12 protein-coding genes and 1 pseudogene are annotated in these 22,678 nt (G+C 64.5%); 9 read left to right on the forward strand and 4 right to left on the reverse strand.

Annotation, left to right across the window (positions count from 1 at the left end):
- Nucleotides 1-6: 6 nt before the first annotated feature.
- Nucleotides 7-1,176 carry a glycine C-acetyltransferase gene (locus FGL15_RS06085; RefSeq protein WP_138945354.1) on the reverse strand — a complete coding sequence of 390 codons (1,170 nt, stop codon included), beginning with the start codon at nucleotides 1,174-1,176 and terminating at the stop codon, nucleotides 7-9.
- Nucleotides 1,177-1,225: 49 nt separating this feature from the next.
- Nucleotides 1,226-2,338 carry an L-threonine 3-dehydrogenase gene (gene tdh, locus FGL15_RS06090; protein ID WP_138947217.1) on the reverse strand — a complete coding sequence of 371 codons (1,113 nt, stop codon included), beginning with the start codon at nucleotides 2,336-2,338 and terminating at the stop codon, nucleotides 1,226-1,228.
- Between the two features lie 160 nt (nucleotides 2,339-2,498).
- Between tdh and FGL15_RS20755 the strand changes: the two are divergent.
- Together FGL15_RS20755 and FGL15_RS20760 are read left to right on the forward strand one after the other, a co-directional pair.
- Nucleotides 2,499-3,347 (forward strand): annotated as a pseudogene (locus tag FGL15_RS20755) (LysR family transcriptional regulator); the annotation flags it as partial.
- 36 nt (nucleotides 3,348-3,383) lie between these two features.
- Nucleotides 3,384-3,794 (forward strand): VOC family protein, encoded by a 411-nt coding sequence (locus FGL15_RS20760; protein ID WP_240773933.1) that lies wholly within the window; start codon nucleotides 3,384-3,386, stop codon nucleotides 3,792-3,794.
- A 112-nt stretch (nucleotides 3,795-3,906) separates the two neighbouring features.
- Here the strand turns inward: FGL15_RS20760 and FGL15_RS06100 are convergent, their stop codons facing one another.
- A complete protein-coding gene (locus FGL15_RS06100) occupies nucleotides 3,907-4,422 on the reverse strand; it encodes a hypothetical protein (protein ID WP_138945356.1) in 516 nt (171 codons plus the stop codon).
- 332 nt (nucleotides 4,423-4,754) lie between these two features.
- On the opposite strand from FGL15_RS06100, the gene FGL15_RS06105 reads away from it, so the two are divergent.
- Nucleotides 4,755-5,990, forward strand: coding sequence for a hypothetical protein (locus FGL15_RS06105; protein ID WP_138945357.1), 1,236 nt, complete (start codon nucleotides 4,755-4,757; stop codon nucleotides 5,988-5,990).
- Between the two features lie 176 nt (nucleotides 5,991-6,166).
- A complete protein-coding gene (locus FGL15_RS06110; RefSeq protein WP_168223334.1) occupies nucleotides 6,167-8,293 on the forward strand; it encodes a DUF262 domain-containing protein in 2,127 nt (708 codons plus the stop codon).
- A 37-nt stretch (nucleotides 8,294-8,330) separates the two neighbouring features.
- On the opposite strand, the gene FGL15_RS06115 is transcribed toward FGL15_RS06110, so the two are convergent.
- Entirely contained in the window at nucleotides 8,331-14,954 is a 6,624-nt protein-coding gene (locus FGL15_RS06115; RefSeq protein ID WP_205858696.1) for a DUF3320 domain-containing protein, read from the reverse strand.
- A 277-nt stretch (nucleotides 14,955-15,231) separates the two neighbouring features.
- Between FGL15_RS06115 and FGL15_RS06120 the strand changes: the two genes are divergently transcribed.
- The 5 genes from FGL15_RS06120 to FGL15_RS21450 all read left to right on the forward strand — a co-directional run bounded on the left by FGL15_RS06120 (nucleotide 15,232) and on the right by FGL15_RS21450 (nucleotide 22,229).
- Nucleotides 15,232-16,326, forward strand: a complete 1,095-nt coding sequence (locus FGL15_RS06120) for a hypothetical protein (RefSeq protein WP_138945359.1) — start codon at nucleotides 15,232-15,234, stop codon at nucleotides 16,324-16,326.
- Nucleotides 16,327-17,623: 1,297 nt separating this feature from the next.
- Complete coding sequence (locus FGL15_RS06125) at nucleotides 17,624-18,385, forward strand: hypothetical protein (RefSeq protein WP_138945360.1); 762 nt, start codon at nucleotides 17,624-17,626, stop codon at nucleotides 18,383-18,385.
- A complete protein-coding gene (locus FGL15_RS06130) occupies nucleotides 18,343-20,268 on the forward strand; it encodes a hypothetical protein (RefSeq protein WP_138945361.1) in 1,926 nt (641 codons plus the stop codon). Before FGL15_RS06125 ends, FGL15_RS06130 begins: the two co-directional genes overlap by 43 nt.
- Before the next feature lie 28 nt (nucleotides 20,269-20,296).
- Nucleotides 20,297-21,202 (forward strand): hypothetical protein, encoded by a 906-nt coding sequence (locus tag FGL15_RS06135; RefSeq protein WP_138945362.1) that lies wholly within the window; start codon nucleotides 20,297-20,299, stop codon nucleotides 21,200-21,202.
- On the forward strand, nucleotides 21,192-22,229 hold the full coding sequence (locus FGL15_RS21450) for a methyltransferase (RefSeq protein ID WP_138945363.1): 1,038 nt from the start codon (nucleotides 21,192-21,194) through the stop codon (nucleotides 22,227-22,229). Before FGL15_RS06135 ends, FGL15_RS21450 begins: the two co-directional genes overlap by 11 nt.
- Nucleotides 22,230-22,678 lie beyond the last annotated feature (449 nt).

A 22,678-nucleotide genomic window follows, 5' to 3' on the forward strand; every position in this document is an offset into this window, starting at 1 on the left:
CCGCACCTACCCCCGCGCTGCTACAAACGCCGCGACGCAGTCCTCGATGTCCTGCTCGCTGTGCGCGGCACTGATCTGCACGCGGATGCGAGCCTCGCCGCGGGGCACCACGGGGAAGCTGAACGGGATCACGTAGATGCCCTGCTCGAGCATCCGCGCCGCGACCTGCACCGCCTGCTGTTCGTCGTCGAACATCACCGGGATGATCGGGTGCGAGCCTTCGAGCAGCCGGAAGCCCTCTTCCGTCATGCGGGCTCGGAACAGGTCCGCCTTGCGGAAGAGTCCCTCGCGCAGCTCGTCACCCTCCGCCGCGAGCTCCACGGCCCGACGCGCTCCGGCGACCAGCGACGGCGCCAGGCTGTTCGAGAAGAGGTACGGCCGGCCCGACTGCCGCAGCACGTCCACGATCTCCTGCTTCGCGCTCACATACCCGCCCGACGCACCGCCGAGCGCCTTGCCGAGGGTGCCGGTGAGGATGTCGACCCGGTCCTGCACGCCGAACAACTCCGGCGTTCCGCGACCACCCGGGCCGACGAAGCCGACGGCGTGCGAGTCGTCGACGAGGACGAGCGCGCCGTAGCGGTCGGCGAGGTCGCAGATCTCATCCAAGGGCGCGTAGAAGCCGTCCATCGAGAACACGCCGTCGGTGACGATCACGGTGCGACGAGCGTCGGCAGCGTTCATGAGCTGCTGCTCGAGGTCGGCCATGTTGCGGTTGCGGTAGCGCAGGCGTCGGGCCTTGCTCAGACGGATGCCGTCGATGAGCGACGCGTGGTTGAGCGCATCGGAGATGATCGCGTCGTGCTCACCGAACAGCGCCCCGAAGACCGCTCCGTTCGCGTCGAAGCAGGAGGAGAACAGGATGGTGTCCTCCGTGCCGAGGAAGGCGCTCAACTCCTGCTCGAGGTCGCGGTGGATCTGCTGGGTGCCGCAGATGAAGCGGACACTCGCGAGCCCGTAGCCCCACTCGTCGAGCGCCAGCTTGGCGGCGTCGACGATCGAGGGCTCGTTGGCGAGGCCGAGGTAGTTGTTGGCGCAGAAGTTCCGCACCTCGCGGCCGTCGATCGTCACGCGGCTGCCCTGGCGGGAGGTGATCGCGAACTCGCGCTTGGTGAGGTCGTCGGCCTCGATGCGGTCGAGCTGGTCGCGCAGTTGGGTCTTGATGGTGCCGTACATGTCGTCTCCTCGGGGTCGAGTGGGCGGTTGAGCTGAGTGTGGCGGTCGCTCAGGCGGCGGTCGCGGTGTGGGCGGCGACCGGTGCCTGTTCGTCGATGACGCCGGTGATGACGACGTCGCGGGTGTCGGTCCAGTCGATGAGCACCTTGCCCGCCGCTCCCCCGCGTGCGGTGTCGAACGCGTCCTGCCAGGAGGCCAGCGGGAAGCGTGCGGTGACGAGCGACTCGAGGGCGTTGCGGAGCTCGGGGCTGTGGTCGACCATGGCGCTCGCGTGGTGCCAGGTGTCGAACATCTCGCGGCCGTAGATGCCCTTGATGGTGATCATGCGGGTGATGACCTTGGTCCAGTCGATCTCGATGTTCGTCGAGGGCAGACCGAGGAGCGCGACCTTGCCGCCGGTGTTGAGGTTCTCGATGAGCTCGCTCGCGGCGGCGGCCTGTCCCGACATCTCGAGGCCGATGTCGAAACCCTCCAGCATGCCGAGCTCGGCCTGGGCGTCGGCGACCCGCTCCTTCGAGACGTCGACCACGCGGTCCGCCCCGACGGCGAGGGCCTTCTCGAGGCGGTCGCCGACGACGTCGGTCGCGACGATGTTGCGCGCCCCGGCGACCCGGCAGACGGCGATGGCCATGAGGCCGATGGGGCCGCAGCCGGTGATGAGGACGTCTTCGCCGAGGATCGGGAAGCTGAGCGCGGTGTGGACGGCGTTGCCGAGGGGGTCGAAGAGGGCGCCGAGGTCGGGCGTGACCTGGTCGCCGTGGACCCAGACGTTGGTGGCCGGCAGGACGACGTACTCGGCGAAGGCGCCGTCGAGGTTGACGCCGAGGCCGCGCGTGTGGCGGCAGAGGTGGCGGCGGCCGGAGCGGCAGTTGCGGCACGTGCCGCAGACGAGGTGCCCCTCACCGGAGACCGCCGCGCCGACGGGGATCCCCTCGACGCGGCTGCCGACCTCGACGACCTCGCCGGAGAACTCATGGCCTGGGACGAGCGGGGCGTCGACCGCGCCGGCCGCCCACGGGTCCCACGACTCGATGTGGAGGTCGGTGCCGCAGATACCGGTGCGGTGGACGCGGATGAGGACGTCGTCGGAACCCATGGCCGGCATCGCGCGCTCGACGAGTTCGAAACCGGCGGTGTCGGGTCGTTTCCAGAGGGCGAGCAACGGCGTTCCTTCCTGCGGGAGCGGCGGCGGCCGGTGGGGCCGGCTGTCGCGGACGGGCGTCGTTGCGCTGTCCTGGTGACCAACGTAGTCAGATCGATCCGTCATGAATATTGAGGGTTTCCACGTGACCAGTTAGCTTGAGCTGATGAATCTCTCTCAGATGCGGATCATGCGTGAACTGGCCGAGCGTGGCACTATCGCGGCGGTCGCGCGGCACCTGCACGTCACAGCGCCGGCGATCTCGCAGCAGCTGGCCGCCCTGCACCGCGAGCTCGGTGTCGCGCTGACGTATCGGGTGGGGCGCGAGATCCGGCTGACCGAGGCGGGCATGGCGCTGGCCGAGATGGCCGGGACGGTGCACACGCTGATCGACCGTGCAGCCGAGACGGTGCGCGAGTACGGCGACGACACTGGGGCACGGGTGCGGGTGGCGGCGTTCCAGAGTGCCGGGCAGGCGTTGCTGCCGGGGTTGCTGGTGGACGCTGATGGCGGACCGTCGCTGGTGTTCGGGGAGCACGATGTCGCGCAGCCGGAGTTCGCCGAGCTCGTCGACCAGTACGACCTCGTCATCGCGCACCGGATGGACCATGACGAGCCGTGGCCGTCGGAGCAGCTGTCGGTGACGACGCTGCTGAGCGAGCCGTTCGACGTGGCGATGTCGGTGGATCACCCGCTCGCGCGGCGATCGTCGGTGTCGGCGGCGGAACTCGCTGACGAGTCGTGGATCGCAGCGCACGCTGGCTTCGCGCCGGATGTCGCGCTCGGGGTGGTCGAGGCGACGGCGGGCGTGCGGTTCCACCGGGCGCATCGGGTGAACGACTACCACCTGGCCGCGTCGCTCATCGTGGGCGGGGAGCTGCTGGCGCTGTTCCCGAGGTACACGGCGCCGCGGGCCGACTCGCGACTGGTGTTGGTGCCGCTCCAGGACGTGCGGATCGCGCGCAACATCGACGTGCTCGCGCGGCCGCACGCGCTGGCTCGAGTGGCAGTGGCGGGGACGCTGGAGCGACTGCAGGAGGGTGCTGATGCGCTGCAGCGGGAGCGTCTGGCGGCGCCGGCCGGGCCCGGGCTGCATCATGTCGAGGTGTGGCTCGCGGACGTCGAGGCGGAGCGGGCGGGCTGGGCCTGGCTGCTGTCTCGTGTCGGGTTCTCCCAGGAGAGCGAGTGGCCGGGCGGCGAGTCCTGGGAGGCCGGCGACACCTACGTCACGCTGACGGCGTCGCCGAACCTCAGTGCAGAGTCGCACGATCGGCGACGGCCGGGCGTGAACCATCTCGCGTTCCGCGGCGGCACGCGGGAGGCTGTCGACGCGATCATGGGGGTGGGCCCCGAGTATGGCTGGCGGCCGTTGTATCAGGATCGCTATCCGCACGCCGGTGGCGAGCAGCACTACGCGGGCTGGCTCGAGAACGAGGCGGGCTTCAAGGTCGAGGTGGTCGCTGATCCCGGTCCGTGAGACCAGCTACCCCGCCACTGATCGCGCGCCTCATGACGATGCGGCGCAGGGTCAGCTCTCGAGAGCCCCGCCGCCAGCAGGTCCGCTCGGAGTCGGTGGTCGGTCGCCTTCGTCACCGCTTGCCGAGATAGATCTCACTGGCACAGAGCGCAGCGACCTCTGGAAAGGCGAGGCCCGATTCGGAGGAAGCGAGCTCTGGCACGCACAACATGACCTCCATCGGCTGGATACCGAGCTTGTCGGTGACAGCGAGGACCGAACTCCAGGCTCTGGAGAAGTTGTCGGTCGTGACCGGCGTACCGGTCGCGACCAGCGCCGCGGCAGTCGCCTGCTGCACTCGTTCGTAGGAGTACGAGCCGCCAACCACCTCGCGTGCTTGTTCTATCGGATCATCCGCAGCCTGAAGCGAAGGAGCGTCAGCTGGCGACGACTGCACCGACGATTGGTTGTCCGATTGCACGACTGCTGGAGGACGCGATCCGCCGACGACAACGCTGACGACGACGATCGCACCGATCGCCGCGATGATCGAGCACGCGATCAGAACCTGTCCCGTCGTCGTTCGCGTGGACTTCATCGGCGCGGGTGGGTCTCCCCCGGGATCGATTTCAGGTTGCGCTTCGGACATGCGGAGGTCACTCTCCATCGGGTCAAGTCGGAATGGTCGATGCTGGCCGGAGATACCGGGCTCTTCGATCCACCTTGCGCTACCCTTCCACAACTCGGGCGCGTGACCCATTCTGGGACTGATGACCCCCGCCCCTCCCCGCCAGACTGTGTTTGGCCCGGTTCTCGGGTCCGTCACCTGCCGTCGATGATCCGATGCTGCTGCGGGTCGCGTTGACCCGATGCAAGGACCGTTCCCATGAGCTCGACCACCCCGCCCTCTGCCACGCCCGCCGGCTACGTCCGCGCGTCCGCCGCCGTGCTTCGCGACATCGGTACTCGGACGGTTTGATCATGAGCAGCGACATCGAACTCATCGGCGATGACAATGGCTACGCCGTCATCGGGGATCAATCGGCCGTGGAGCGATTCCTGAACGCGCAGGGCTTGGCATTCAAGGACCTTGGACTGCAGAGGCTGAGTCCGGCTCTCGGCACCGCAGCTGCCACGGTGCAAGCAGGTGCAGAGATCGCTGCGAACTCCGGCCGCTGGGTGAAACTCACGAAGGAATCCGCGCAAGCCCTCAACCAGTTCACTGCGATGAAGGGGTCTGCTGCGCACCTCAGCCGGGCCGTCGTGACCGAGAACGGCAAGATCAAGGGAATTCTGCAGTTCGTCAAAGGCTCGGGCGTTTCGCTCACCAACCCTGCAATGCTCGCCGGTGCCGCTGGAATCATGGCTCAGATCGCGATGCAGCAGGCGATGAACGAGATCACCGACTACCTCGCAGTGATCGATGCCAAGGTCGACGATCTGCTGCGCGGGCAGCGGGACTCCGTCCTCGCCGACATGATCGGTGTCGACCTGATGATCGAGGAGGCAATGACCATCCGGGAACACTCCGGGCGTGTTTCCGAGACCGGCTGGTCGAAGATCCAGAACTCGTCGGGCATCGTTGCTCGAACTCAGGCGTATGCACTGCTGCAACTCGATGCCATTGCGGAGAAGCTGGAGCGGGAGCGCGATGTCGATGACCTCGCTGTCCTGGCGAAGACTGCTGAGACGTCGGTAGGCGAATGGCTAGCCGTACTGGCGCGATGCTTCCAACTGCAGGACGGCATCGCGATCCTCGAGCTCGACCGGGTGCTTGATGCGTCACCGGCGGAGCTCGACTCTCATCGCGTGGGGCTCCAGGCCGCCCGGCAGAACCGATTGAATCGAATCGCGAAGACGACGGAAGCCCTGCTCGCCAGAATCAACGCAGCTGCGGCAATCGCGAATGGCAAGGTCCTGCTGAATCCGTTCTCGGCACGGAAGGTCGTGCGTTCCAGCAACCACGTGTCCTCCGGCATCGTGGAATTTGAAGGCCGGTTGGGAATCGAGAGCGACCACGAGGCGCTGCAGGCGAAGCGTTGGGGCGAGGCGGCTGCGGACGTTCGCGACAGCGCTCTCGAGACCGGCGCCGCCGGTGTCGGTGCAGCGGTCCGCCTCGGGAACGAAGGAGTCGACCGCGCTCGCGTCGCGGCGGGGACGCTGCTGGGCGGCATGTCCGAGCGGATGCTCCGTCGACGCGGTGACGAGAAGAAGTAGCTCTAAGAACGGTGGCCGCTGATTCGACATTGGCGGCCCATGATCCGTGGTCGTGATCGATGCGCAACCAGGCGAGCTAAGAGCCTGAATCAAGCCAGTCGACCGAGATAAGCTCACCAAGAGACCGACTCCTCGCTATGGATCGGCGCTGCGCAACTGGCGGCAAGCGAAAGGCAATGATGCTCACTCAGGTCACGTCCCCACAGAAGATCTTCTTTGCACCACAGCGTCTGGTTGTTCCACTGTTCCAGCGCCCGTATGTCTGGTCGAAAGAGAACCAATGGGAGCCGTTGTGGGACGACATCCTTCGCCTGGTAGAGATGATGGCCGAGGGCGATCAGCAGGCAACTCACTTCTTAGGCGCCGTCGTGCTCCAGAACCAAGAAGCAGTGTCGGGCACCCTTGCGGTATATACCGTCATAGACGGTCAGCAGCGGCTCACCACCCTGCAAATCTTCCTGGACGCCCTTCACGCTCAACTTGAAGAGGCAGGTCTCTCCGCACTCGCCGGACAGGTCCTCGCCCTGGTGGAGAATCCTGAAGCGTTTCGCGCCCAGCCCGAAGATCGTTTTAAGGTCTGGCCGACCAACCGGGATCGGCCGGCGTTCTCGGCTGCAATGTCAGCTGAGACCCCGGTCGACCACGGCAAGCTTCTCAGTGGCCGCCTCGTCGATGCTCACGCCTACTTCTACGAGTCGATCAGGTGCTGGTTCCAGCAAGCCCCTCCTGAGCGAGATTCTCGCGCCGCCCTCCTTGTGCAGGCAGTGACGTCGCGACTGCAGTTGGTATCTATCGAGCTGCAGTCCCATGAGGACGCTCAGGAGATCTTCGAAACGCTGAATGCACGCGGCACGCCTCTGACGGCCGCCGATCTCATCAAGAACTTCATCTTCCAACGCTTCGAAGGCGATGCCATCGCAACCGAGCGGGCGTACCAGGAAAACTGGTCAGAGTTCGAGACGCCGTTCTGGGAAGCCGAGGTCCGAGCCGGGCGCATTCGGTATGCACGAAGCTCCCTGTTCCTCACACAGTGGCTCACCGCCCGAACGTTGAAGGAGATACCGGCTAGGGAGGTATTTTCGCAGTTCAAGCGATACGTAGCCGACACGAAAGCTGACGTGTTGCCGCTACTTCGTTCGATTGGCCTTGCCGCCGCGAAGTACCGAGCTTTCACGGAAGGAGCGGCGGTACCAGACGGCCTGCTCAGCAGAATTGACCGATTCGTCTACCGCCTGGACAAGCTCGACTCCGAAATTGCGAAGCCCCTGCTGATCTGGCTCGCGGAACCTGAGCAAGCGGACATCGACGAGCCAACTCGGCACGAACTTTTGGAGGTGCTCGAGAGCTGGTTCGTGCGACGCGCGCTCGTTCGCGCTCCATCGCAGGGAACCAACCGACTCATGCTTGATCTGCTTGTACAGCTGTCGCGTCGAGAGCCCGGGCAGACCGTTGCAGCGATCGCCGTCGACTTCCTCACCAGCCAGACATCGCCCGTGGGCTACTGGCCTGATGACGCCGAGGTGCGGCGCGAACTCCAGAGCGTTGAGGCATACAAGCGGTTCCGCCGAGGACGTCTGCTCATGGTCCTGGAAGCGATCGAGGACGACCAGCGAGGGTTTACCAGCGGCAATCCGCGATCGGTCTCCCCGATCACCCGCGGAGTAAGCACGATAGAACACGTCATGCCCCAGGAATGGCGCGCGAACTGGAACAACGGACTCGATCTGGCGCAGGAGACTAGTCGAGATCGTCTCATACACACGATCGGTAACCTGACCCTTGTAACAAGCAGCCTGAACTCGCGACTGTCGAACGCAGCTTGGCTGGGCGAGAACGGGAAGCGTGATGCGCTGCGTCGGAGCGATACGCTCCTACTCGGCCGAGACGTGGTCGACTTGCACGCCGAGACCTGGTCCGATGCGCATATCGAGAAGCGATCGGGCAGACTGATTGACACCATTCTCGCGATTTGGCCTGTCCCCGACGGACACACTAGTTCGGCTGAGCTTTCAGTGGCGCGAGCTCAATACAAGGTAGAGGTGGCCGATCTCATTCGAGCGGGTCTCGTCGTTCCGGGGACGGTGCTGTACGCGAAGCCAGTAGCGCATCGTGGGCGCACTGCCATCGTGAACGCCGACGGCTCTCTCCTCCTGGAAGGTGCGAATTACACCACTGTGAGTGGCGCCGCTCGGAAGATACAAGGCGGCGGAACTGTCGCGGGTTGGAACTTCTGGGCGGTAGACCCCGCTCTGTCCCGGACGCTCGCGGACGTCCGCGCGACCTACGCGGGTTCGACTAGCTGAATCACTAGCGACCGCGCTCCATTTAAAGCCTCGAAACTTAAAGCCTCGAAACGATCGTCTCTCCACTCCGCGCCAGGCGTCCCGAGCCCAGCCCGAACTCGAGGGCCTCGCCGAGGCGGGCTCCGATCGCGGCGGTGACGCGCTTGCCGCCGAAGATCGCGAGGGTCTCGCGGCGGAGTTCTTCGGGCGAGAGGCCAGCGGACTCCTCCGCTGCGATCGCCATCGCGTTCGCGATCTCCACCAGAGAGATGTGCTCGATCGCTCGGGCGGCTTCCGCCGAGGACTGACGGGCTCCGCGCCAGGTGAGCGGGTCGATCGACGTCGGCCAGGCGAACGGCTCGTCGGAGCGGCCCAGCAACTCGGCCGGGACCTTGTCGAGGATCGACTTCACTCGGGAACCCACCACCCGGTCGAGACCGAACGCACCCGCGACCAGCTTCGCCAGACGCGTCACGTGGATCGGCCCCTCGGCCTCCACCGCCGCACGGATCGCACCCTGCACCGCGACGACCGACTGCCGCCCGGGCAACCGGTCGAGTACTTCGATCCCACCCAGCGTGGGTGCGTCCCAGGGCTGGTACTCCGAGAGCTCCGGGTGGCGCGCGGACGTATCCGCCACCGGCGCCGCCTCGACGGGCTGCACTGAACCGACCTTGCGGTCGCGGAACTCCGACAGGGTCTCCAACGACGCCAGCCGCTCCGACCACTCCCGCACTCGGGCGCTGCGAACCGGCGCGGGCGCATCCGTATCCTCGGGAGCGACATCGGCCTCATCGGTAGCCGACGCATCAGCAGGATCCGACTGCGCACCAGACGACACCTCCGGCACCGTACTCGCCGCAGCAGCCCGCTCAGCCGCAGCCTCAACCGCCGCGACCAACCGGTCCAGCACCTCCTCGCGGTGGTGCAACCACTCCGGCAACCACACACGCTCGACGCCCGGCCACCGCATCAGGCCGCTCAGCACTTCGACCGGCAGTCCGTCACGGTCCGCGACCGTCCGACGCTCACGCCACGACGCTCCGTCGAGCAACACCGCCACCAGCGGTCGGTCCGGCTCCGCCTCCGTCGCGATGCTGATGTCGACCCGGAAGTCCGACAACCCCACGTCCGTCCGCACGGCGTGCCCGGCATATCGCAGCTCGTCGGCGATCTCGTCGCGGTGGCGGTCGATGATCGCCTGACGACGACCGTCCTCGCCGGCGGCCTCGCTCCCCCGCTGCGCCAGCTCGAGATACGCCTTCAGGTGCTTGATGCCGATCGACGAGGTCTGTTCCGCCCGCAGCTCCGACGGGTCGAAGCTCGCGAACAACACCACCTGTCGCCGCGCCCGCGTCACCGCGACGTTCAACCGTCGCTCTCCGCCAGCGCGCGTGAGCGGACCGAAGTTCAACGGGATCACACCCTTCTCGTTCGCACTGAACGCGATCGAGAACAGGATCGTGTCGCGCTCGTCACCCTGCACGTTCTCCAGGTTCTTGACGAAGAGCCCGTCCTGCTCGTCCAGCGCCAGCGCGATCCGCGGGTCGGCGCTGTCACGCAGCAGGTCCTCGATCAACGTCCGCTGCTGCGCGTTGAAGGTGATGACCCCGAGCGACGGCGTCTCGTCCGGCGAAGCTTCGAAGCGACGCGAGATCTCCTCGACGATCGCCTGCGCCTCCACCGGGTTGGTCCGCAGCGACTTGCCGCGTCCGCCCCGCTCGAATTGCCCGTCGAGCCGCACGAACGCCAGCCCGTGACCCGCCACGCCACCGTCGCCCGCGCCCGCGAACGGCGCCGGGAACGACGACAACTGGCTGTCGTAGTAGTGGTGGTTCGAGAACGCGATGAGCGACTCGTCCTGGCTGCGGTAGTGCCACGACAGCCACTTGCTCGGCACCCGCGCCTGCACGCACTCGGAGAGGATCGACTCCTCGTCCTGCAGCACCTCGCTCGTGTAGTCGGCGTCGTCGTCGATCGTCGCGCCCGCCTCGGCGAAGGTCGTCGGCGGCATCTGCTTGCTGTCGCCCACGACCACGACCGAGCGCGAGCGTCCCATCGCCCCGATCGCGTCGGCGACCCGGATCTGCGACGCCTCGTCGAACACGACGATGTCGAACAGCTCGGCCGCGGCCGGGAAGAACCGCGCGACCGACTCCGGGCTCGCGAGTGTGCACGGCATGATCTGCGTGATGAGCTCGCCGAAGTTCTCGAGCAGGGCACGGACGCTCATGCCGCCGCGCTGACGGTCGATCTGGCGACGCAGCCCGCCGACCTGACCGCTCTCCGACTGCGAACTGAACGTCCGCAAGCCGAGCACCGACGCTGGGATCGCCCGCGGCAGCTCCTCGCGCACGGCCTTCACGCTCGTGGTGAAGCGGGTGACGCTGCGGTTGTGCGCGGTGGCGTCGAAGGCGTCGAGCGTGGTGGTGCGCTCGCGCTCGTCGATCGACGCCTGCGCGAGGCCCTTCTCGAAGGCGAGCGTCGCGTCCTCGGTCTCGATGCGACCGGCGAGGATCGCAGCGCGGACGTCGTCGAGCCCGTGGGCGCAGAGTGGTTCGATGACCCGCACGAGGTCGAGCCAGCGTTCGAGGACGACGGGCTCGGCGGCGTCGAGACGGCGTGCGTCGCGTGTCGACCACCAGGCCTGCAGGAAGCCCTCGCCGCCCGACCACGCCGACAGGCGCTCGGTGCTGACGGACGCGATGCGCAGGAAGTCGCTCCAGGTGCTCGCGAGCGTCGTCAGCGCCTGGGCCGCCTGCTGCGACGGCTCGGTCGTGGCGTAGTGGTCGCGGACGGCGGTGACGAACGGGTCGTCGGGCGTGCCCGGCAGGCGGAAGCCCTCCGACAGCCAGCGGTACCAGCCGAGCAGTTCGCGCACGGGCTGGGTCGGCTCGACGAGCGGGTTCCAGCGGTCGCCGACGAGCGGCAGGGCAGTCGAGCGGAGCGTGCCGCGCAGCTGGACGAGGCGGTCTTGCGCCGCCTTCGCCTCGGTGAGCTGCGGCACCAGTTGCTTGACCTTGAACGAGGTCGCGTCGACAGCCAGCACGTCACTCAGCTGGGCGAGCGCGGCCCTCAGCCGCTTCTTGCGACCGAAGAAGCTCGACGCAGCGGCCTGCTCGGCGGCGTGAAGCGGGCCGGCGATGTCGCGGTCGAGGATGGCGGGTGTGAAGGTCGAGCGCCACTCGGCCTGGGCGTCGCGGAGCTGCTCGGCGGCGGCGAGGGCGTCGTCGAGCCGGGTGAAGTCCTCGGGCCTGGTCCCCGCCATGAGCGCGCCGATCGGCAGGCGCGGTGCGGCGACCGCGGTCGACCAGAGTCCGAGGAGGTCGGGGCGCGTCGAGAGGCGCAGCGCGTCCATCGGGAGGCCGGCGTCGAGCGTCGAGGCCAGAGCGGCATCCAGCGCGCGGGCGGCCTGCTGCACGGTCGCGGCGTCGAGCCCGGGAGCCGACGGGCCGTCAAGGAACGCCCACGGGTGCGTCGTGCTCGGGCGCGCGAGGTCGGAGCGCTCGGGGAGGTCGCGGAATACCTGGCGCAGCTGCTCGAACGCCTCGGACGTGCCGGCGGCGACGAGCTGCTCGGGGATCGCCATCGGAACGAGGTCGTGGTCCATCGCGAGCAGGCGGCTCCGTGCAGAGTAGAGGGAGAATCCGGCGGCGTTGACCTCGTGGAGGCGATCGGCGTAGCGGGTGAGGGTGCGGAGGCCGGATTCGGACAGTTCGCGGTTGGTGCTCAGCGCGTCGATGTCGGCCTTCGTGCGGAGGTCGAGGCCGGTTTTGATCTGCGCGCGGACGACGTTGGGCCGCGCGCCCTTGTCGTGGAGGTCGAGCGAGAACGCGCCGAGTCCGACGTCTTCGAGCCGCTGCTTCACCACGTTGAGCGCCGCACGCTTCTCGGCGACGAACAGGACCTTCTTGCCCTCGGCGAGCGATCGGGCGAGGAGGTTGGTGATGGTCTGTGACTTGCCGGTGCCGGGAGGGCCTTCGAGCACGAAGGTGCGGCCGGCGACCGCTTCGGCGACGGCGTCGAGCTGGGAGGAGTCGGCGGCGACCGGGCAGTCGAGGCCGAGGCGGTCGAGGTCGGTGTCGGTCTGTGCGGGCGTCGGGTCGGCGTAGGCCTCGAGCGGCGAATTGATGAGGTGGTCGACGAGGCTGTTGGAGGCGAGCGTCTCCCAGTTCTCGTCGAGGTCCTTCCACAGCCGGTACTTCGCGAACTGGAGGATCGACAGCGACGCCGTCTCCTCCACGCGGAACGGGAGGCCGGCGTCGAGGATCGCCTGGCGCACGGCGGTGAACGCGGCCGGGAGGTCGATGCCGGAGCCGTCCTCGACGGGGTTGGCGAGTCCGGGGATCTCGAGGCCGAAGCTCAGGCGCAGCTTCTCGAGCAGGCAGTAGTTGGGCGTGGAGGAGCCCGACTCGTCGAGGGTGAGGCGGTAGGAGGAGCCGCGGCTCGTGGTCGTGAGCGTGACCGGCACGAGCACGAGGGGTGAGCGGAGGTCGCGGTCGCCGAAGCGCCAGCTGAGCATGCCGAACGCGAGGTAGAGGTTGTTGGCGCCGGTCTCCTCGACGATCGTCTTGGCCTTGTAGGCGAGGGCGCGGAGCTTCGTCGGGTAGGCGGCCTCGGTGACGTCGATGAACGCGCTCTTCTTGTCCTCGAGGAAGGTGATGCGGTCGCTCTCGTCGAGGTCGCGGCCGAAGCGGATGCCGCGCTGCTGGTCGATCGTCGCGACGCTGTCGGAGGCGACGAGGGTGAGCGGGGTGCCGTGGTTGATGCTGTCTTCGAGGCGCCCGAGGGCGGGGCCGGGGACGGCGAGCTCGAAGCCGGAGCGGTCGGTGTAGTTGATGAGTTTGTTGCGGAGGCTGAGGTCGAGGAGGGCGTTCTTCCAGGTGGAGACGCGCTTGGGTACGTCGGGGCCGTGGCCGGCGGCGGTCGACTCGGCGGCGGCCGGGGCGTCTTGCGTGAGGGCGCGGGCTTCGGGTGCCTGGTAGAGGGTGACGACGGGTTCGCCCTCGGCGTTGATGCGGCGGCTCGGCAGCGGGTAGATCTTGCGGAGGCGGGCCTGGACGACGTCGGTGATGCCGATGAAGTCGTCGAGTGAGCCGGCGAGGTGGTCGGTGTGGGGCCGGCGGGAGGCATCGGCGAAGGTGGCGGAGGTGCCGGTGAGCATGGTGGTCTCGACGACGCCGATGCGGCCGAGTTCGAGGGAGTTGACGGCTTCGGAGACGTCGGTGCTGGCGACGACGTCGAGGGTGGTCTGGACGCGCCAGTAGCCGAGGAAGATGTGGTCCTTGAGCAGCCAGAGGAGGGGGTGGATGCCGATGGCTTCGAGGACGGACGCGAGCAGGATCGTGGTATCGAGGCAGGTGCCGAGGTGGCTGGTGAGGACTTCCTCCGGGGTGCGGACCTTCTGGCCGCTCTGGCCCCAGCTGGCGGGTGGTTCGGCGTAGCGGATGTCACGGGCGCGGGCGGCGTCCCAGACGGCGGCGACGATGGCGTCGATGCGGGCGGGGTCGTCGAGTTGGTAGGTGGCGAGGGAGCTGTTGCCGGTCTGCTTGTCGAGGAGGTCGGAGACCTCGAGCATGAGCTCGCTGACGACGAGGGCGTTGGGTTGCACGTGGGCGGCGAGGAGTTCGAGGCCGAGCTGCACGGGTGCGGCGATCCACTGGTTGGACGCGAGCACGGTGACGGAGCTCTCAACGGTGCCGAGCTGGGTGCCTGCGGCGTCGCGGACGGTGACGCGGATGACGCCGGGGCGCTGTTCTTCAACGAGGAGCATGCGGCGTGGGTCGAGGAGGACCTCGGGGCTGCGGAGGAGGGTGGTGCGGTCTTCGCCGAGGTCGGCGAGGAGCACCTTGGTGTCGGCGAGGGCGCCGTCGGCGGTGACGACGTCGATCTCGACGGAGGCCGCCCGGCGTTCCCCGCCGTGGTTCTCGAGGATGATCTCGTCGATCACCGCGATGCTGCAGTGCGCCATCGCGTAGCTGAGCGTCGGCGTCGCGCTGACGCGGATGGAGACGGAGGAGGCGCTTGCGGCGTCTGCGGCAGACAAGGAGTCTGCGGCGCCGTCAACGGAACTGGAGCCTGCGGCGCTCTGCCCGTCTTCCGCTTCGCGGCCGTCGGCCAACCCTGTCGACGCAACCGTCTCGGTCCCTGAGCCTGTCGAAGGGCCCATCTCGTCTTCGTTCGCCGTCTTCGTCAACGCACCCGTCTCGCTCCCTGAGCCCACCTCTTCGGTCCCTGAGCTTGTCGAAGGGCTCAACACCCGCCCCTTCAACGCCTCCACAACCGCAGCCTGCTCCCCGGCCCCGACACTCTCCAACAACAACTGCATCGAATCCAACGCCCGATAGGCCGACTGCTCCGTGAACCCCGCGTTGTGGGCCCAGGCGTTCCGAACCTCCCGAAGCTCACTCGCATACCCGCGAGCGCTCCGCGACAGCACGCGGTCGAACGGGTACCCCAGCTCCCCGATCCGCTCAGTCATCGCCCGAAGCATGAGCGACACGTCGGTCGCCGAGTACCGCCCATGCCCGATCCCGGCCGCGCGGTCCTTCTCCTCGAGGATCCGAGTCCACTCGACACCGGGCACCGCCTCGGCGAACGCACCCTCGACGAACGGGCGAAGCCCCAACCCAAGCTGCTCGAGCCCCTGGCCGACGGCGGAGTTGAGTTCAGAAGCGTCCACGTGTGGGCCTTTCATTGGGGTGGTGCGTTTGAATCGGGCGCGGACCTCGTCCATCAGATGGCCGCGACAGAACTACACCCTGTGGTGTCTGTCGCGACAGTGAGATGTTGTCGCCGCGACCCCAGGAAGTCTGCCGGGCGCGCCTGTACGAACCCTAACGAACACTGGGGACACCACTGCCTCGGGAGCTTCCCGACCCATCGCAACTGACGGTCACTTGCCCAACAAGAGTTGGCCATTCACCCGATAAGCAACACCTGGCCGCTAGTGTCGGCTCATGCCGCTCATCACACCTGCAAGCCTCTCCCTCGAGCTCCAGGTGGATCAAAAACGCATTCGCAACGTCCTCCGGGAGCTGTACGGCACGCTTCCAACCGGGACGACGCGCTGGGAGCTCAGCGAGGAGCAAGCGGACGCAGTGCGTTCACGTCTTCCCGCAAGCGAGGCCAGTAAGGAACGTCAGTGGACGCTCGAGGTCGGCGACACTGTCCGTCGTCGCGAGATCCACGATGCCTTCCGTGGTCAGCAGCAGGGCGGAATCTCCACTCCGAAGAGCATCCCCGACATTCTGATCTTCACCGACCCTAAGGAGGGCGCGAAGTTCGGCTACGACCAATTCGAAGGGCTCCGGGAGGACGGCTCCTACTCGTACACGGGCGAGGGGCAAGAGGGCCACCACGAGTTTCTCCGCGGGAACAAGGCTCTGCGCGATGCAGCTGCCGATGGCAAGACCGTCCGGCTATTTCGGACGAGCGGGACGATGGCAACCTACGTCGGCGCTTTCACCACCGGTGAGCCTGCGTATCGAACAGAAACCATCCCCGACGTAACTGGCGCTCAGCGGTTGGGAATCATCTTCAATCTCGTGCCCCTCGATGCCGACACAACGCTCCTGCCTCCGTATGGTGGCAAGCGCTCGGTGAGTGCCACGATCACCGATTGGACGGCGCCGAATCACTCCGACATCGTCGTCGCCCAGGATGAGCTGATCACCACCGGCGAACGAGTGGTTTCGAGGGTCGAATTCGAGCTGCAGGCCGACTTCGGCCGCTGGCTCGAGAGCAAAGGCCACCTGGTCAAGAGGATCACGCTTCCCACGGAATCGTCCACGATCGAGCCCGATCTCTACGTCGAGTCCAACGGCTGGATCGTCGAGGCGAAGAAATCTTCAGGGCGCGCATACGTAAGGACCGCGATCGGTCAGGTGCTTGATTACGCACATATTGCGCGCCGCGCTGGCTACACTGTCACCCCGGTCATCCTCCTGCCTGGCCACCCGGAGCGAGAGCTCCTGGAACTAATGGCAAGCCTCGACATCACCGTTGTCGCCCGCCGTGGCGATTCGTTCCATGTACTACAACCAGATCACTAACGCGGCGGCCAGCTTCGGATTCACCTTGCGGTTATTGCGCTTTAGCCGCGAACCGCGACGACAAGACACTCCCGAGGTGCGCCCGCCGGGCGGGATCGCTCCCGTACACAGACGTACCCCGGATCCCGCGTGTCAGCAATACCGTGTACACGTTCGTGACATGGCGCAGGATGTCGTCGTCTGAGTAGGTCGAGCCGAGAGCCGGCTTGTTCTCGCCATTCCGGTCGAAGCAGGACTCTCACTCGAACACAATACGGTGGGTCGTAGCGCGGATGCGAACCGCATATCACCCCGCGTGATTCTGGTCGCAATTTGAAACCGGTATGCATTGGACCGCTTCTTCCGAAGCCCGCACTACTCCTGCCGCTCGAGCGCCGTGCAAGGTCACCAATCGCGGTGTCGCAATCGGCCGCATGCCTACTGCACTGTAAAGGCCGCGATGTAGACCGTGAGCGTCCCGCATCTTGGCAACGCAACCCAGGGCACGACTTTTCAGCGAGCAAGACGATGATGCCATCGAGGAATGGCGCGCCTGAGCTCTCGGATCCACTCGGTGTTAGCACGGAGCAGCACGGACACTCCGGTCGCCCGGTACAGTCCGTGTTTAACCGGAACGGTCCGGTCTCGTCCTCAAGAACCGAGCCCACACCGGGCGTCAACGACTCGCCGCGCCTAGGCGCAACGCGCTTCGCCAGTTCGAGCCAAAGTTGCTCCACACCCCTGAAATCGGCGACCTCGACTCCGAGGACGATGCTTGCGGCGGATCATCCGCAAATGAACGTACGCACGCTTGCCGAACGGGACGGCGCCTCAGCAGCTGACATCGGAGATCGGCGCGCCACCCACTGACAGCGGTAAGACTCTCCCGAGATCATGCGTCGGAGAAGTATGCTCGTGAGACAGACGGGCGATGGGGGCGAGATCGTGATGGATGGGAGACCTTCCGGCCAGGAGGACAGCGACAACGCACGGCGGAGACTACTGAAGCATGGGCAACGGCCAACAGCAATAGCCTTAATCGTCAGACGATTGGTCAATGCTGCGCAGCCGGGCAGCAGAGGACCGATATTACGCGTCCCTCAACCTCGCGGCTCGGCGGTAGCGTTCGCCGCAATGAACAATTCCCCAGCTGAATTGCAACCAGGTATCTATCGGCGCACACATCGGGGACTTCATGGACACAAATGAATTGGTCCGCTCAAGACAATTCTTGTCCGAAATTGGCATTTGGCCTCCACCCCGATCAGTCGACATTGAAGGCTGGCTCGCGAATTACCAAAACGAAGACGACCTGGCTATGGCCGGGGATATCTTAGAATCCTTCGTGCACCTCAATGAGGAACAGATAATACAATGTGTTGGCTCGACGATCCGATCACTGTCGGCGTCGGAACGCTTCGGTGCAATTTCGCAGCGTCGAGCCGAGTGGAACGATTATCTCAATCGCGTCGTAGTCTCTTTTCCCCTCTCTCGTGAAGGCGATCCGACGGCCTCGGGTTACATCTTCGCTCGGATCGCTAGTGAGAAATTGGGCTTCAATGAAAATCAAGTACTGCTGCCTGAACAGTTAGTCCGCAAGTTAGCCGGCAGCACAACACCTATCGACCTGATAATGCTGGATGACATCACCGCATCCGGAACTCAGTTCCTGAGGTCTTGGAACAGGAAGGTCGAAACGCCAACCGGAAAATTTAGCCTTGCGGACCTAGCGCAATCGGGAAAGCTGAACAGCACCTACTACCTGCCGATTGTCGCAACCGAGATTGCTAAGTCATCGATAGAATCGAACTGCGCAGTTGAAGTCATAGCAACATATCTCTTAACGCCCGACTACTGCGTGCTCGATGCGAAAACTCGGCTAGTACGAAGCGAAAGGCGAGGACGGGTTGCTGACTTTCTTTCACGCCACAGCCCCCGAACCAGCCACAACCAGTACGGCCCAGCCGGCTATGACGATCTAGGACTTGCGGTTTCATTTCATCATGGCTGCCCAAACAACACTATTCCCCTCCTTCAATGGGACGCCAAGACAACAGAGTGGACACCGCTAATTTCATGACTGCGCTAAATCAGACCAATTTGCTCGAGGCCATAACGCGCGCCATGGGCCAGGTACGAGCAGAATATGAGGATGATGAGGATCTGTACAGCCGCTTTTCGCCGCCACTCTACTTTCACAAGCTACTTGGTCTAACGCCAGCCTTCTTAATCGGCGGCAGAGGAACTGGGAAGACCACCACACTTCGATCGATGTCCTACAGGGGTCAAGCCAGAGTTTCCGGTTCGCTGGACCCGAAATCCTGGCCGGCTATTGGGGCCTACTGGAAAGTCGAGCCGAGCGTAGTAACCGCCTTCAAAGGCCGAGGAGTCGAGGAAGACGACTGGATCCGCATATTCTCCCACTACCTGAACCTTCGGCTCAGCGCACTAGTGGTCGATTTCGCGAGGTGGTATAGCGAGAACCACACTAGCTTTGCGCTCGACCAGCACCGCGTTCAACTATTTGTTCACTCTTTGCACATCGCACCTTCAGCTAGCCTCGAGGAGTTGGCCAATGCAATAGATGTGGCGCTAGTCGACATTGAAGCAAAGTTGAACGGAAGCATATCCGCCCTTGCTACCAGTGACTTGTCCTTGCTAGGACGACCGCTCGACCACCTATTTGACGCCCTCGGAGAAACTGGCGTCACTCGAAGTCACCCCTTTATGTTCTGCCTAGATGAGTTCGAGAATCTGATTCCCTACCAAAAGCGCGTACTCAATACCCTTATCAAACAGGTAGGATCGGGACCATTCACATTCAAGGTCGGGGTTCGCAATACGATAGGGATCGACCCGACGACGCTAGTGGATGGGCAACCCATCCAAGATCCGGCCGATTTCACCAAGGTGGATATCGTCGCGGATCTCAAGGACGACGCGTTCGAGCAATTCGCGGAAACTGTGGTTGGCCAGCGACTAAATCTTGTACCGAACCCGGTGCTAAGCCCGACACAGCTGCTTCCCGCCATCTCGGTTGACGAAGAAGCCGTTCTCCTCGGTGCCGTGGACCTGAAACGACAACTGCTAGCTGAGATACTCAATTCACCAGCACACACAGTGGGCGATTTGAAGTTCGTCGAAGCCTCGTCACCGCTTGAAGCTGCACTCGCCGTTCGCTGGGCGGAGAGCCACGATGAAACACTGCCGGCAACGGTTCGCTGGGCGGTCGACAACCCGGATAAATGGAAGACTCGTGTTGTCAACTATGGTTATGCCGCGCTATTTACAATTCGCGCGAACCGTGTTGGCCATCGCAAATACTATTCGGGCTGGAAAACGTACTGCCAGCTTGCCGACGGTAACATTCGATACATGATTCGCCTGGTACATGAGGCACTCAGACTCCATGTGACGTCGGACAATTCGCTAGACACAGCTGTTGCAATAGGAGCGCAGACCGACGCTGCTACCCGCGTGGGAGAGGCAACTGTGCGGGACCTCCAGGGATGGTCCCGTCAGGGTGCCGACCTCACGCGGCTTACCCTCGGATTAGGCAGCGTATTCGGCAGCCTGGCTAGAGAAGCAGCACTGTCAACGCCAGAGGTCAATCAGTTCCGCGTAGGCTATTCGGGCAGCATGGCCTCCGCGGCCGAGGTAGAGCGATTGCTCGGTGAAGCGGTTGGACAAGGCGTTCTGATCGAATTTGAGGGAGATAAGAATGCGCGTTCATCGGGTGCGACCCCGGAGATGGACTACCAATTGCATCCCGTACTCGCGCCCTTCTTTATTTATAGCGCGAGAAGCAAGCGTCGCATGATACTGAAGGCCGACCAGATTCTCGCTCTGACGAAGCGTGAGACGGCGAGCGCGGCTGTGCGCAAAGTGTTGGCTCTGCGCGGTGCCTCCGCTAGGAGATTGCCAGCGGAGATCACGCTATTTGAGGACGCATCCCATGATTAACCTGCGGGACCCCACCTTCACTCGGCGCGTGGACCTCGCCTCTCTGAACGATCTAGGCATCGCGCACCTGTTTTTCGGATCGGACATCGAGGAGGAGCGAGCCCTGACGATCGCGGCGGCATTCCCCGAGACCTCTCCGACCGTTGCGTGTCGCGTCGAGCAAATTGATGACGCGACGTGCATGTTTCATGCCTACAATACTTCGGTCAACTTGTTCGAAGTAGAGCAGATCCAATCACTCCTCGGGGACATTGAAGGAACCATCGCTATCGACCTTACCAGCCTTGAGAACCGCGTTTGGGCCCCGCTGGTCAGGTCGCTCGTGCAATCAGGATCGGACTTCTTGGCTGTCTATGCCGAGCCCGACGACTATCGCAAGAGCGACCTACCCGGCTTCGTTTACGACCTCAGCGGAGGGCGGGGTATCGAGCCACTACCTGGCTTTGCTCAGGTCGCGAGGCGTGTAGGAGATGAGGGGCATTTCATTCCACTCCTTGGCTTTGAAGGCGCGCGGCTAAGTCATATTGTGGATCAGGAGGAGGTAGAGGTTTCTCGGGCTTACCCCATAGTTGGTTCGCCGGGTTTTCGCATCGAATATCCCTCGACCGCGTATATCGCGAATCAAAATATCCTTTCGCTCGAGCACATGGATCAACGGATCGAGTTTGCGCAGGCGAGCTGTCCGTTTGAGGCGTATCGGGCACTCGAGCGAATCCACTCGCGCATCGGTGCTCAGCACGTGCGCATAGCTCCTATCGGCACCAAGCCCCACGCGCTTGGCGCGATTCTCTATGCGATCAAGAATCCCGTTGGCGCAGAGATTGTGTACGACCATCCACAACGTTCTCGTGGTAGAACACGCGGAACTCGCGGCGTTTACGTTTACGAAGTGAGTGGCTTCCTTGCTGACATGGCAGCCTCCCATGGCCTCTAAACGCGGAACGGTTGACGCGTTCTACACGCCTCAGTGGGCGGCGGAAGCTCTAGCCAGTGCCCTTCCCGGGACTGTTGCCGGCCCAGTACTAGATCCTTCGGTCGGCGGTGGGGCGCTGCTCAGCGCGGTGGAGAAGAGATTTGGAACTGCTGTTGATCTACTTGGGCTTGATGTCAACCCAGAGGCGGTGCGGCGGCTTCGTTCGACTCATTCTCACTGGGCTGTCAGCACAGCGGACTTGCTTTCAGCGAGATCTCGCGCTTCAACCCTCGCCTGGCGTGCGGCACGCGAAAACCTCGATGCCGTGGTCATGAATCCGCCGTTCTCCTATCGTGGCAACGGCGGAGCTCTCATCGACTATGGGGGTTTTCGGGGGCGTGTCTCGCCATCTGTCCACTTCCTGACAGAGGTCGTAAAGTCATTGGATCCGGTCCATGGGTTCTATGCAATTCTCCCCGATGGTGCGCTGGATGCGGAACGCCACCTCGGTCTCTGGGCGGAGATCGCTGCCGCCTATAGTGTTGATCGGCTCGAGCGCTTGGGTACCTCGTCGTTTCGCGGCGCACGCGTAGCCACCTCTATCGTGCGAATCCGAAGGCTCCAGGAGGTATCCACCAGAAGACTTGATTCTGTTCCGACCAAGCCATCATCGACCGCGCCTCGTGACACTTCGTGTCGGTGTCTCGAAGTGGTTCGTGGCCGGGTTTCGCTGCATTCTCTCGGCGCCGTTGAGGGCATGGAGCCCAGCGCCCCATTCATCCATACCACTGATCTCAGTTCAATGGTCTTGCAGCGTTTCGCCCCTGATCGCCTAGCTGACGATGCCCCGCTGGTCGTCTTCGGGCGAGTTGGAAAGTGGCACGCGCCTAGGCTGATCGAAGTTGGTCGCATTGTGCTTAGCGATTGCCTATTCGGCCTCCGACCTCGCACCCAGTCCAGTCTCTCGGCACTTATGGTCGACCTTGCCACTCTCGAGCCGTCTCTTCGAGCACGGATGCGCGGGACCGGTGCCCCTACCTCACCTTGAAGGATGTGGAGACCGTCTTTCGTGAGGCTGGATGGCATACCCATGTCGTGAAAGCGAGCGTTTCAGTTAGCGACTGTTGTTGCGGCAGCGATCAGGACACCTGCCGAACACGAGCGTCTGGTGAGGTTGACCTGCGCAGCGCTCACTAGTCAATTGTCTATTGATTCCGGCGGCATGTTCACACGTGTGCTCGATCGACGGAATCGGCCGTCGGAGGCCCGGTCGACGGCAGTCCACCTGCGGTTTGCGGACAGCAGTCAGCCGGCTGCTCGTCAACCTAGGCTGACAACCGTGAAGGAGCGGATCGGATCTTCGGACACCGTCGCGCCTGAGCCGCGCCTTCCGTCAGGCGTTCGTCAAGACATCCAGCGTGATCGTTCTGCGCGGCCCGGCGCCATTACTCAGTTCGACACCGACGGGTACCCACCGTCCTGGTCCGGCACCAAGCC

The organism is Plantibacter sp. M259, from assembly GCF_006065115.1.
Classification (GTDB): Bacteria; Actinomycetota; Actinomycetes; order Actinomycetales; family Microbacteriaceae; genus Plantibacter; species Plantibacter auratus.